Source organism: Flavobacterium sp. MMLR14_040 (assembly GCF_033657265.1).
Lineage (GTDB): Bacteria > Bacteroidota > Bacteroidia > Flavobacteriales > Flavobacteriaceae > Flavobacterium.
This window is the reverse complement of sequence record NZ_JAWVWO010000017.1, coordinates 31,578-45,280: the sequence shown is the minus strand read 5'-3', so window position 1 is coordinate 45,280 and position 13,703 is coordinate 31,578. Positions and strand designations below refer to the sequence as shown.

Genomic DNA, 13,703 nt, shown 5'->3' with positions numbered 1-13,703 from the left:
TGCCACAAAGTCGCTAAGACGCAAAGTTTTAGGCATGTTTTCTTCTGAATTCTGTTGTCATCCTGAGCGGAGTCGAAGGCTTTTGAAATCAAAAATTCAAATAGTAACAAACACATGAAAAATTGGAATTTAGAATTTATTTATTGGAATTTTAGAAGCTATTTCCCGCTATCCGTTTCAATCTTTTGTTCCATTTCATTACACAAAAGGATTTCCACTTCTATCGGGGCTAGGGCAATCATTTTCATAAAAAAAACCTCGATTTAAAAAGGCGAGTTTTTTTTGTTGGTAATTCTAGTTTTCCTGAAATGTCTTTCATTTTCGTACTCACTAATTTATACATTATTTCTTAGCTTTCATCCTATAAAATAGTAAACTGAATTGACATCAATTTTATATAATTTCAATTTAATTTTTAATAAAAATCTGAATTTCAAATAATTAACTTTTATTAAAGAAAGGTTTAACATGCCCTGTTTTCGCAGGCTTTATGAAATTACTAATTTTAAGTAAATCAAAATTAATAACATTTTAATACTTAAAATTATGAAAAAGAATATAGCCATATTAGCAACAAACGGTTTTGAAGAATCAGAATTATCATCGCCTAAAGCCTATCTGGAAGAGCAAGGTTGGAATGCAGATATCATAAGTTTGAAATCAGGAACTATCAAATCCTGGAAAGACGGTAATTGGAGCAACGAATATAATGTTGATGTAGTATTAGATCAGGCAAATGAAGCAGATTACGATGCTTTGGTGCTTCCGGGAGGCGTTTTAAACCCTGATTCATTGAGAAGAGAAGAAGCTGCAGTAAATTTTGTACGTTCCTTTTTTGAAAGTAAAAAACCAGTAGCAGCTATTTGCCATGGTCCTCAAATTCTGGTAGATGCTGATGTTTTAGAAGGTCGAAAAATAACTTCGTTCTTCTCTGTTAAAAACGATTTGATAAATGCCGGAGCACAATGGGAAGACTCAGAAGTAGTCGTAGACAATGGATTAGTAACCAGCCGAAACCCAAATGATTTACCCGCTTTTAATAAAAAAATGGTGGAAGAAATTAAAGAAGGTAAACACGAGCGTCAGACAGTGTAAAAAGATGTTTTTATTTATCAAGTTACAAAAAATGCAAGACTAATTTTGGTCTTGCATTTTTTTTAATTATTAGTTATCAGTGTTTTTCTATTATCCAAATTATGTGGTTAAGGATTTTATCACTTTGCGGGCTCGAAGTCAGAGACGTTCGCGCAGCGTTTGAGAAAAGAGTACTTTGTAGAGCGTGGGGATGATTAAAAAAATCGTAGCAAGCTGTTATGATTACTTTTTAAGTTGATTGAATATGTTTAATATAATAATATCTACAGTTCCATCTTTTGTGAATTTTATTACTGCCTCTTTTGCCTTTTCAGTAATTGCAAATTTAGTTTTATTCAACTCACTTGTTGCATCGAGGATTTCATGTTTTCTTAGCAATTTTATAAAATTATTGTAATCAATTTTTAACTTGTTTATGCCTCTAAATCGAGGAGAAATAACTTTATGTTCCCATTGTCTACCAAGTCTACCATTACTAAAAAATAATTTAAAAAATTGATTTAAAAAATTTTTTAGTGCCTCATTATAACTATCTACATTAGATTCTTTCAATTGAAAGGATGTATCAAATGTAGAATCAAACGAACAATCAATAAATTGATTTTTATTTAAATTGTTTGTTGTAGTATCTAATTTGATATTTAAAATAGTGCAATTTATAAATTTTGTATTTTCATTAAAAATGCATTTAGTAAAGTCATTAAAATTGTCTAAATAACCATTTGTTATTGATTTATCTGAAAAATTAAAACGGATATTTTTGTCAGAATTCAAGTTAACAATACTGAGATCATCAATATAATTTGTACTATTTTCGAATAATGAAGTTAAAATATACGTATTGTCTTCAGTGTTGTTACTTTTGAATTGATGATTTATTGTTAAACACAAATTGAAAAGGTTAGCAATAAATTTTCTTTTAATTATAATATCCAATTCAACCGATGTTTGTGTATGAGTTTTTATTTCAAAAATTTGCAGAAATTCATCATCTGTCCATTGTGAAATTCTATTTAATATGTCGTTGTTAAACGCGGATCCATACCAACAACTTTCATTTACAATTTCAATAAACTTAAAATCCTTTTGCGAATCGAATGTTATGGTTTTTAAAGTTAAATATTTAGTTACATAAATACTTTTAAATAAATCTGTTAAAAAATCGTATCTAAAAACTATTGATTGATCACTTATTTTAAGAAATGGATGCGATTTAAAAGCTTCTACATTGTTTAAATCAATAGAATGACCAATTGAATCCTCAATAATTGATTTTAAATCAACTGTTCTAATAATTCCTCTATAATTAACTGAAAAATTAATTAAAAACTTAATTTGTTCATCAACATCAATTTGGCCAACTCTAATTTTTTCTCTTTGACAGACCCTATAAATGATAAAGTCTGTTTTATTGCTTTTACTTAAATAATTAGAGATTAAGTCACTTTCTGATAAATTGACATCTTCTTTTTCATTATTTACTATTGTTTGTACAATATCTAAAACATAAGGGTGATATATAAATTCTTTCTCCTCTGTTGAAGATGGGTATTTAAATTCAGAAGCAATTGAAATTGCTTTATTTGTTCTTTTTTCATCATTATTAAATGATATATTAAATAATTCTCTAGCCTGTCCTTCATTGAATGGCTCTAATTCAATTATTTTAAAAGTTTCGTCATTTAATTCAGTTATATTCCAAAAATATGTTCTACATGTTATTATAACTTTAGCATGTCCTAGTTCGTTACTAAAATTTTTAATAGAATAAATAAATTCTTCTATATTGAAATTTGAAATCTTAGATATTACCTCATCTAAGCCGTCGATTATTATTAATATATTTCCAGCATCAAGGTTTAGTCTGAACAATTCTTCAGAAAGTTTTTCTTCAGTATTATCATAAGTTTCCAGTAAAGCTTCATAAAAATTGTAAATATTAATTCTACCAGCTTTTTTATTTTTTAGTAAACTATCTTTAATTTGTACAGAATCTATAAATAGTACATACAATTCAGGATTTTCGTTTAACAAACTATCTGCAAGATACTGTGCTATTGTAGTTTTACCTATTCCTCCAGTACCCTTAATCACAAATATAGGTTTATCAGTACTTTCAAACCAATTTGTAAATATTTCTTTTATATCATTAGATTCATCCTGATGTTTAAATGGAGGTAAAACAAAATTTGAAATATTTAAGTATTTTGAATCTTCTTCAATTTCAAATTGAGGAGTGCAATGATTTTTAATGAATTCCTCAATATAAAAAATACTTATTGGTTTAAACTTATCTTGAATGTTTTTTCTCCTAATTTCTTTATTTTTTTGACCTTTTTCAGATGTAATAAATATAATCAAGTTCTTTTCTTTAAATATTTGAGGTTGATTTTCCTTTAAATGTTTAAGTGTCTTAATTTGATTAGTACCATCATACAGGTAAAGGTAATAAGCCGTTTTTTTTAGTACAGGATCCACTTCATTGTATAATATATAACCTATTTTCAAAGATTTGTCTTCAAAAGTAATAGTTTCTGTAAATTGTGTATTTCTCTTGTAAAATTTTAAGATCTTATTAAGATCATTATAACCTTTGAATTTTCTGTTGTCGATAGGTGATTGAATTTTAAATATAAATTCACCTCCTTTATGAGATGTAATTTGTAATGGCGCACCTTGAGGGGTTTGAAATTCATTTAATTCAAAACTACTTTTTACGAACTCTATCAGTTCTGTAACTCTAAAATCTTTATCTGTTTGGTATAAATATTCAAGAATTTTTTCACAAAAAAGTGTATTTGAATCGGGATCTGAGTCTTTAGCTTCATTATATGCAGATGTTAAAGCCCATCTTGATTGTTTTTCAAAATATTCAGTAGGTTTTTTAAAATTACCATTGAGTAATAAACTATTAGAAAAACAAGAATCAGAAATTAGAAAAACATGCTTACATTTAAGGTTATTTAAATAATTAACTATTGTTTGATTAGGTATATAATCTGTATAATCATTACTTTCATAAGTAACCCAAAATCCTGTATTGGATACTTCATCAAATTCACCATGACCGGAATAGTAAATTATTAGGTTATCATTTTCATTAAGTTGCTTTATATATCCTCGTAATGCATCTTGAATTTTTTTACTCGTTGCATTTTCATTGTATATTTCATATACGCTACTTGTGTCGAAATCAAATTTTTCTAAAAGTACATCTTTTAAATCATTACAGTCATTGATGCAACTAGATAATTTTTTTTGGTTTAAGTATTCATTAATACCAATTATAAACAAATGATTACTCATAAATATCTTATTTTTTTCTACGATTTTTTAATTAATTCTTTGACCGAGTTTAAAATCAATTATTTATTGCTTTTATAACTATTTTATCACGTATTGCCATTTATTTTCCAATTATTATGAACGTCTAAGTAAGGAGAAGGCAGTGTTTTTATTCCTTAATGTTTGATGAAAAATTTCCCAACTGTCTAAAATCTTTGTCTCGTCCTCAAAAGTTAATATTCAATCCTAGAAATAATGAACTATAGCTTGCTTTTCAATCAAAAGACTCTCAAATTATTTAATTTCCTTAAGAACGGTAAGTAATTTTGGAATTTTATCAACTTGTGTTTCTGTCCAAAAAGTATAGTTTAAAATTTTATCGTCGTCATAACTATTTAACTTGATGCTAATTCTACGATCTTTTTCATAAATAAAATATGATAAGGTCATTTCTTTAGCTTTAAAAATAAATTCTGAAGATTTGCCTTTGAACTTTAAGTCTAAATTTGGAATTACATTATCTTCTACAAAATTTATAAATTCTTCAACCTCATCAATTCCTACCCAAGCTGTTTTACGAATGTCTGGATTTTTTATATACATGTCTAATTGCAAAGCATTAGTTTTTACACCTGATTTTAAATCAATTACTTCTATGGGAAAGAAATTTACAGATTCCCCTATTCCTGATTTAAATTCAGCGGTTGTATTCCAGTCTTTATTAATTCTTGTAAATTGTGTTTTATCAATTAATATTCGAGTTGATGATTCAATGTTTTCTTTTTGAGAATAAGCTAGAAACGTCCCAAGTATTAAAATTGTTGATAATAACTTTTTCATGTTTATTTGTTTTTAATTATTTAGAACAAAGATTATCAATTAGTAATCAGTCATATTACGGAAATCCATAATTCGCTCAATTTATTTTATCAAAAGTATCGATTTGCCAATCTAAACAACCAAGTACTTTTACCTGTTTATTAGTTATTCTAAAAAAAAAAAATATAACCACAAAGTCTGTCATTTCGAGGTACAAGAAATCTCTGCAAGAAACTCCACACACAAAATCGCCAATCTTTATCGAGCTACTTGCGAAGATTTCTCCTGCGTCGAAATGACAAAATTGGGGTTACTTTGCGATTCAAGGGATTTTAATCTCTTGCTACAAAATAAATCTTTCCTTTGCAATTTCATAAAGAGTTCCGGAGGAACGGATCATATTGTAGGGATGGATTTTAATCCATTCTACGCATGCAAAATCGCCAATCTTTGTCGAGCTTCTAGTGTGATTTCTCGTTCCTCGAAATGACACAAACTGAGAAAAAAAACTTCGCGCCCTTGCGACTTTGCCGAGATTATTTTCGGTTTCATAAGCCTTCGACTTCGCTCAGGGTGACAATAGGTTTGACAAAAAATGATAATAAAACTTTGCGCCTTAGCGTCTTTGTGCGATTAATTAAAAAAACTCAACGAACCTCCGCGCTACCTTTGCGAATCTCTGCGAAACAACAAATAAAACAAAAAAGGGCAGCACTCAATAAAAAGTGCTGCCCTCAAGGCAAATTGTGATTTACATTCTAAACCATTCCTGATTTAAAATGCCGCATTAAATAATTGCGTACAGTTTTTGGTAATCACTAAATAGAAAGCTAAACGCAGGTTATTCGTTTATAATATCGCCTTCTTTAGTTTCTTCGCTGGCAATTTTTACCAGTTTATCTTTGCGTTCTAAATCACCGAAAATTTCGATTTTATCGTCGATTTCTCTTCCTTTTTTCACTTCAACTCTTGTTGCTTTTTTGTTCAGAACTTTGATCACATACAAACCTTCAGAAGAACTCACCAAAGCTGATTTTGGAATTACAAACGTGCTGTCTTTCGCGTTAAGTGGTAATAGAACTTCGGCTACCATTCCCGGTAAAAGATCTTTTTTGGTATTGATAACGTCCATTTCAACACGCTCAGAACGTAATTTTAAATCTAAAGCTCCTGACATTCTGGTAATTTTTGCTTTAAAATTTTCAGGTAATGATTTTACGTTAAAATTCATTTCGTCGCCTTCATGCAAATATCCTGTATAAAGCTCCGGTACAGAAACCGCCAAACGTAATTTATCCTGCTGCTGAATCGTCAATAAAGGCAAATCTGAACCTTTTCCTGCAGGACCAACAAACGTTCCTAAATTCACGTTTCTTGCTGCTACAACACCATCAAACGGAGCGCGAATTTCAAGATAACCTCTCATTATCGAAACTTCTTTGTGGGCCGCAATTGCTGCCTGATATTGTGCGTAATCAGAGTTTTTCTTTCCGCTTGCCATTTCTAAATCATTTTTAGAAATTGTTCCTTCGACTTTGCTGGTTTCATACAAACGGTTGTACGTGCTTTTACTTGTCGTGTAAATGGCTTCCATCGATTTTAGTCTTGATTCGGCTGCAGCCAATTGAGAACTAATTTCCGGCGCTTCCAAAACAATTAAAAGCTGTCCTTTTTTTACTTTGGTACCAATGTCAACTTTTAGCAATTTTACAAAACTGCTTACTTTTGCGTATAGATCAACTTGTTGAAAACCGGTTAATTCGGCTGGTAAACGCAATTCGGTCGTTAGTTTTTCTTTCTCTAAAAGAAACGTTTCCGTTTTAGGTTCTAATTCTGCCGTAACTGTTTCTTCTTTTTTAGAATTACAGCTACTTAGAAAAAATATCGCTACAAACAATAATGGGGTCGATTGTATAATTTTATTTTTCATTTTTAGGTTTTAATGATGAGATATAATGGATGCTTTCTTCGTCTTCAGGATCTAAAGAAACAGATTGCGTTGTTGTTTTTTCTTGTGCCCACGCAAAGATAAGCGGCAGGATTAATAATACGGCAAAAGTCGAAAATAATAACCCGCCAATTACGGCTCTACCTAACGGTGAAACCTGATCGCCTCCTTCGCCATGACCAATCGCCATAGGCAGCATTCCCGCAATCATCGCAACCGATGTCATGATAATCGGACGAAGACGCAAAGCAGCAGCTTCTCGTGCAGACTCTAAGGCGTTTCCATTTTTTTTGCGCAATTGTTCGGCATTGGTGACCAGTAAAACGGCATTGGCAATCGAAACTCCAACCGACATGATGATTCCCATATACGATTGTAAGTTTAACGTTGAACCCGTAATCGTTAGCATTAATAAAGCTCCTAAAACTACCGCCGGAACCGTAGTTAAAATAACCAATGAAACTTTGAACGATTGAAAATTAGCGGCTAACATTAAGAAGATTACGAAGATGGCAACCAATAATCCAACCTGTAAACTGCTTAATGTTTCGCTCAATACTTTACTTAATCCAATTGGAGTTATGAACAAACCACGAGGTAACTCTCCTAATGAACTAATTGTTGCATCCACATCTTTTACTGCCGTACCTAAATCGGTCTGGCTAATGTTGGCTGTAACGGTAATGTATGGCATAGCCCCTAAATTGTCATTTTCACCGCTTACATAAGCCGGTGTAATTTTGGCAACGTCACTTAAAACCGGACGAAGCGAATTTTTTAATACCGGAATTTCTCCAATATCTGTTTTACTTTTCATTTTGTTCAAAGGCACTTGTACCTGAACATTATATGATAATCCGGCTCTTTCGTCGACCCAGGTATTTTTTTCTGTATATCTTGATGATGAGGTCGAAGCTACAAGCGAACGTGAAATATCATTCATGTCAACGCCCAATTCTGCAGCTCTCGTTCTGTCAATATCAATATTCATTGCAGGATAATGAATTGGCTGACCAATTTGTACGTCTCTGAAATAAGAGATTTTTTTCAGTTTTTCTACAATTTGATTCGCATATAACTCATTTCGTTTTTTGTCTTTTCCGGCAATTCGAACTTCAATTGGAGTAGGAGATCCCTGGCTCAAAACTTTATCGGTCAATTCGATTGGCTCAAAAGAAAGTTTAACGTCCGGAAGCACTTTTTTAATTCGAGCTCTAAAGTCGTCTTTAAAGTCGTCCATATCGGTGTGATATTCTTTTAAACTCACCTGAAATACGGCTTCATGCGAACCTGCCATGAACAAATAAATCGGGTTAATCGAGAACAACGACGGGTGCTGACCCACATAAACAGATGAAATTCCGATATGTTCTTTCCCCACCATTTTTTGCAATTCTTTCAAAACGATAATGGCTTTTTCTTCGGTACGTTCCAAACGGGTTCCGTCGGGAGCGCGCATTCTTAACTGAAACTGACTTGAGTTTACTTTCGGGAAAACATCTTTTCCAATAAAAGTGATAAAGGTAACCGCAAGGGCAATGGCACAAACAAGATAAATTATAGCCGCCGCTTTTTTATGAGGAAATAATCGATCCAGCGTTCTCATAAAACGGATTTTGAATCGCTCGAAAGCACCAATTTTACCGTTTCCGTCAGTATCGTCTTTTTCAACGTAGCCTTTTTTCTGTGTAATCAGATCTTTTTCAGATTCCGGCGTTAGACCGCAATCATTAAACTCTGCTTCATCATCTGTAATTTCAGGACCATGTTCGTGTTTTGCGTGACCTTTCATTAACCAGTTGGCCATTACAGGCACAAAAGTCTGAGAAAGTAAAAACGAAATCACCATTGAGAATCCGATTGCTAAAGCCAAAGGCAAGAACAACGCTCCTGGAATACCAACCATGGTAAATGCCGGTGCAAATACAGCCAGAATACAAAGCAAGATCAATAATTTTGGCAATGCAATTTCCTGACAGGCATCCCAAATGGCGAGTGCCTTGGGTTTGCCCATATCGAGATGCTGGTGAATATTTTCGATGGTTACGGTACTTTCATCCACCAAAATTCCAATCGCTAGTGCCAATCCGCTTAAAGACATTAAGTTGATGGTTTGTCCGAATAATTTCAGGAATAAAACTCCCGAGATAATCGAAATTGGAATCGTTAGAATTACGATCAATGCCGCACGTCTGTCGCCAAGGAAAAGCAACACCATTAATCCGGTTAAAACCGCACCAATAATTCCCTCCGTAATTAAACTTTTAACCGAGTTGATTACATAAACCGACTGGTCAAATTCGTATGATAATTGTACATCTTCAGGAAGTGTACTTTGAATTTTAGGCAATTCCGCTTTTAATTTCTGAACCACATCCCAGGTCGAAGCGTCTCCGGCTTTTGCGATACTAATGTAAACCGAACGTTTTCCGTTTACCAAAGCATAACCCGCCGTAATATCCGCACCATCTTTTACAGTGGCAACATCGCCTAATTTTAAGTTTTGAACACTTCCTTTAAACAACGGAATATTTTCAAAATCCTTAACTTCTTTAATCGTATTATTGGTTGGCGTAATGTAGTTGATATCGCCCATTCTAACATTTCCCGAAGGAGCCGTTTGGTTGTTGATGCGAATCGCCTCAACAATTTGATCCGGCGTCATATTGTGCGAACGCAACAAATCAGGATCAACGTTAACTTCAATAGTTCTTGGGCTTCCGCCGAAAGGTGCCGGAGAAAGTAAACCAGGAATAGAAGTAAACGACGCACGCACATAAACGTTGGCTAAATCCTGCAATTCATTATTAGATCTGATTTTACTGCTCAAAACCAATTGTCCGATTGGCAAAGAAGAAGCATCAAAACGAATGATAAATGGAGGCTGTGTTCCGGGAGGAAATGCCGCCTGAATCCTGTTCGAAAGCGAACTTAATTCGGCTGCAGCCTGCGCCATATTTGTGTTTTCATAATAGGTTAATTTCATGATCATTAACCCCTGAATATTTTTGGTTTCAACCGATTTTACACCATTTGCAAAGGGTAAAATGTTGACGTAAGTTTTAGCAAAATAAGCTTCCATCTGGTCTGGCGTATAACCTCCAAACGGATGCGCGATATAGATAACCGGCAAGTTCATTTTTGGCAGGATATCTACCTTAATGTCCTGTATGGCACCAATTCCGAAGAAAAATAGACCCGCAACCAATACTAATATGGAGATGGGTTTGCGGAGTGCGAAACGTATTAAATTCATTAGGCTCTAATTAAAATTCATTTATAAATAAGTCGAAATTGCCCGTAGCGGCTACTTTTAGCAAATACGATTGCCATACATTATTATTGACGATATCACGATCGATTTCGGCACGGTTTAAGGTGTACATAATCTGTGTTAAATCAGTCAAATCAGTCAAACCGTTTTTGTATAAAGTCGATTTTTGCAAGTACGCTTTCTGGGCAGCATTTACCTGAATTGGCGCTTCGGCATAATTTTCCAGTGTAATTTTTATTTTATCATCGGCAAAATTCAATTGCGATTTTAATTCCCTGTCCGCCTGATTGTATTCTTCCTGCAAACCTTGCGAAACGTATTTCTGAGCGCTTACTTGTTTGCTCATTCTAAAAGGTGTTGTCAGGTTCCAGCTGATTCCAATTCCCACCAAATAATTCGTGCGATCCGGATTTACACCATCCCAATAATTTCTGGTAAAGGCTGTTTGATCTGTAATATAATCCGAATTAAATCCTGAAGCTCTGGTTTGTAAAACACCAAAAGCTGTCATCGTTGGGTAATAAAATCGCTTGTATAATTTAACCTGCTGATTGCTGTAATCAATTCTCGTTTTGTACAATTGCAATAACGGATGAAGGCTATCAGTAGTTTTTTCTTCTGTTAAAAGTGCTTTCGGAATATTGCTTACAAACAAAGTGTCGGTAACAAAATCCTGTGGCGCAACGCCCATCAAATCGACCAGTTTATTGTTTTGTTCCTTAACGAAGTTTTTCGCCAGATTTAAAGCGATTTTAGCTTTTGAAACTTCGGCTGTAGCCAAAGTAGAATCGACTCCTGCCAATAATCCGTTTTTAACTCTTACAACGGCTGTTCTTTTAAAAACTTCGGCGCGATCTAAATTCTTTTGCTGCGAAATCAGTAATCGTTGGCTGGCCAGTAAATTAAGGTAAGCGGCAGAAATTTTGATTTCCTGCTGAAACATTTCCTGCTTCAGGTCATTTTCTTTCGCCTTAACATCAACTTTCGCCAAATTGATTCTTTCTTTTGCTTTTCCAAAAGTGAAAAAATCCCAATTCATGTTGACTAAATACAAAGCACCAAAAGCAGAATTCCAGTTTTGATCCGGCAGGGCAGGTCCCGAAGAAGCTGTTCCTAAACCGTTAAAACCATATAAAGCTCCGTTTTGCCCGTTGATAGTTCCGTAATCTTGTTGGGCAGACAAGTTTAAATTAGGTAAGTAATCGCGTTTAGATTGCTTGAGAGTCTCTCGCGAAGCGCTGGTGTAATTGGTTTTTGCTTTTATCGAACCGTAGTTTTCAAGACCCGTTTTTATGGCTTCTTTTAAAGTCAGGTTTTGTGAGTAACCGATTGATGCAAAAATCAAGAAAAATAATAAGGTAATTTTTTTGAAATACATAAATGTTCGTGGTATCAAATTATAGAACAAAATTATTTCTCTTAAGCTGATAAATGTCATCTTAAATGATGTACTGCAATAATAAATGACAAATTCAATTCGTCATTTTTTGGAAAAAGAAATTAAATATTTGTCCGTACTTTGTAAACTATTTAAGTATTAAAAATGAATAAGAAATTTGATAACATATTGGACAACAAATGGTGGCAGGAAGTTGCCGTTGTTGCCTTTTCATTTACCATCTACACGTTAAAAAATGACTGGATGTTATTTAGTTCTTTTACTTCTATTTTAATGGGGATTTTTTTTTACTGCATTTTATATATGCATGCCCAGTTTAACCGATTTTTTCTCCTGCCAATTTTATTCAAAACCCGCCGTCCGGTCACTTATATATTATTGACATTATTTGGAGTTTTCGTTTTTTCCATCGTTTTATACGAAATTATGATGCTCGAAATGTTTAGTAATTGCCGTTTGTATCAAAACTCGCATCAGCGAAGTTATGTGTACCAATTGGCAAGTGTATTGGGAACTTTGGTTTGTATTTTGAGTCCGATTATTGTGTTTAAATTCTACAGAATTCACAGAAAACAAACCGACGAAGCTTTGTTGTTTAATGAAATGCAGCTGAATTCTTTGAAAGGACAATTGAATCCTCATTTTTTATTCAATACCTTTAATACGCTTTACGGTATTAGTTTGGAATTTCCGGAAAGAACACCGGATCTGATCATGAAAGTATCGCAATTGATGCGTTATCAGCTGGAAAGTAATAGTAAAAAATGTGTATCTCTAGAAGATGAACTCGAATTTATAAACAGTTATGTACAACTCGAAAAAGAAAGAGTAGGCTACCGTTGTGATATTACATACGATTGCAAAATCGACAACGAAAATGCTTATAAAGTTTCGCCAATGTTATTAATCGCCTTTATTGAAAATGCCTTTAAACACGGAACCTGCGCCATCGAAAAATGTTTTGTGAGAATTATTGTTACGGTCGAAAACGGTTTGCTGCATTTGCATGTTGTCAATTCGATTCCGAATAAAAAAACAGATGTAGTGTCGACTAAAATTGGATTAAAAAATACGATCGAACGTTTGAATTTGCTTTATGGAAAAGACTATAAATTGAATATTCAGGACGATAAAAACACTTATATCGTAGATTTGAAATTGCAACTGAAAAAGTTTGTAGAATGAAAGAGCCAAAAAAATGTATAATTGTTGATGATGAGCCGGCTGCGCATTACGTTCTGGCGAATTATATCAAGCAAAATCCGCAATTAGAGTTGGTTTTTCAGGGATACAATGGTATTGAAGCGATGGATTATCTTCGTGAAAATAAAGTCGATTTGATGTTTTTGGACATTAATATGCCGGAAATTTCAGGAATGGAATTGCTAAAAATTATTCCAACACACCCGAAAACAATTTTAACGACAGCTTATTCTGAATTTGCTCTAGAAAGTTATGATTATGGCGTGATCGATTATCTTTTGAAACCCATTTATTTTCCAAGATTTTTAAAAGCCGTTGACCGTTTCTTCGGAACAGAAAATGTAAAAGCAAAAGAAGACGAAGTAATCGTGAATTCTGTAAGTGTAAAAGTAGATGGTTATTTTGTTGATATTGAATTAGATCAGCTTTTGTTCGCACAAAGTTTTGGAAATTATGTGAAATTGCACACAACGAAACGAACATACCTGGCATCAATCACAACAAGTGAATTTGAAAAATGTCTTCCGGAGAAAAATTTCATGCGTATTCATAAATCATATATTGTGGCGCTCGATAAAATCGATGAAACGGAGAAGGATTTTGTGATTATTAGAAAAGAAAAACTGCCGATTGGAATTACATATAAAAGAGAATTATCTGATCGATTAAAAAAATAAAAT

General features: G+C 33.2%; 8 protein-coding genes. 3 read left to right on the top strand and 5 right to left on the bottom strand.

The window, feature by feature from the left end:
* Nucleotides 1-546 precede the first annotated feature (546 nt).
* Nucleotides 547-1,095: a type 1 glutamine amidotransferase domain-containing protein gene (locus SD960_RS18545; RefSeq protein ID WP_318805240.1), complete on the top strand. Its 549-nt coding sequence runs from the start codon at nucleotides 547-549 to the stop codon at nucleotides 1,093-1,095.
* Nucleotides 1,096-1,317: 222 nt separating this feature from the next.
* Here the strand turns inward: SD960_RS18545 and SD960_RS18540 are convergent, their stop codons facing one another.
* The 5 genes from SD960_RS18540 to SD960_RS18520 all read right to left on the bottom strand — a co-directional run bounded on the left by SD960_RS18540 (nucleotide 1,318) and on the right by SD960_RS18520 (nucleotide 11,799).
* The gene (locus SD960_RS18540; RefSeq protein ID WP_318805239.1) at nucleotides 1,318-4,401 is read right to left on the bottom strand and encodes a caspase family protein; all 3,084 of its coding nucleotides are present in this window, start codon (nucleotides 4,399-4,401) and stop codon (nucleotides 1,318-1,320) included.
* A 273-nt stretch (nucleotides 4,402-4,674) separates the two neighbouring features.
* Nucleotides 4,675-5,220 carry a hypothetical protein gene (locus SD960_RS18535; protein WP_318805238.1) on the bottom strand — a complete coding sequence of 182 codons (546 nt, stop codon included), beginning with the start codon at nucleotides 5,218-5,220 and terminating at the stop codon, nucleotides 4,675-4,677.
* 820 nt (nucleotides 5,221-6,040) lie between these two features.
* Nucleotides 6,041-7,129, bottom strand: a complete 1,089-nt coding sequence (locus SD960_RS18530) for an efflux RND transporter periplasmic adaptor subunit (protein ID WP_318805237.1) — start codon at nucleotides 7,127-7,129, stop codon at nucleotides 6,041-6,043.
* The gene (locus SD960_RS18525) at nucleotides 7,119-10,403 is read right to left on the bottom strand and encodes an efflux RND transporter permease subunit (protein ID WP_318805236.1); all 3,285 of its coding nucleotides are present in this window, start codon (nucleotides 10,401-10,403) and stop codon (nucleotides 7,119-7,121) included. Before SD960_RS18525 ends, SD960_RS18530 begins: the two co-directional genes overlap by 11 nt.
* Nucleotides 10,404-10,413: 10 nt before the next feature.
* Entirely contained in the window at nucleotides 10,414-11,799 is a 1,386-nt protein-coding gene (locus tag SD960_RS18520) for a TolC family protein (RefSeq protein ID WP_318805234.1), read from the bottom strand.
* Nucleotides 11,800-11,964: 165 nt separating this feature from the next.
* On the opposite strand from SD960_RS18520, the gene SD960_RS18515 reads away from it, so the two are divergent.
* Both SD960_RS18515 and SD960_RS18510 read left to right on the top strand, forming a co-directional pair.
* Nucleotides 11,965-13,005 carry a sensor histidine kinase gene (locus tag SD960_RS18515; RefSeq protein WP_318805233.1) on the top strand — a complete coding sequence of 347 codons (1,041 nt, stop codon included), beginning with the start codon at nucleotides 11,965-11,967 and terminating at the stop codon, nucleotides 13,003-13,005.
* Nucleotides 13,002-13,700, top strand: a complete 699-nt coding sequence (locus tag SD960_RS18510; RefSeq protein ID WP_318805232.1) for a LytTR family DNA-binding domain-containing protein — start codon at nucleotides 13,002-13,004, stop codon at nucleotides 13,698-13,700. Before SD960_RS18515 ends, SD960_RS18510 begins: the two co-directional genes overlap by 4 nt.
* Nucleotides 13,701-13,703: the final 3 nt, after the last annotated feature.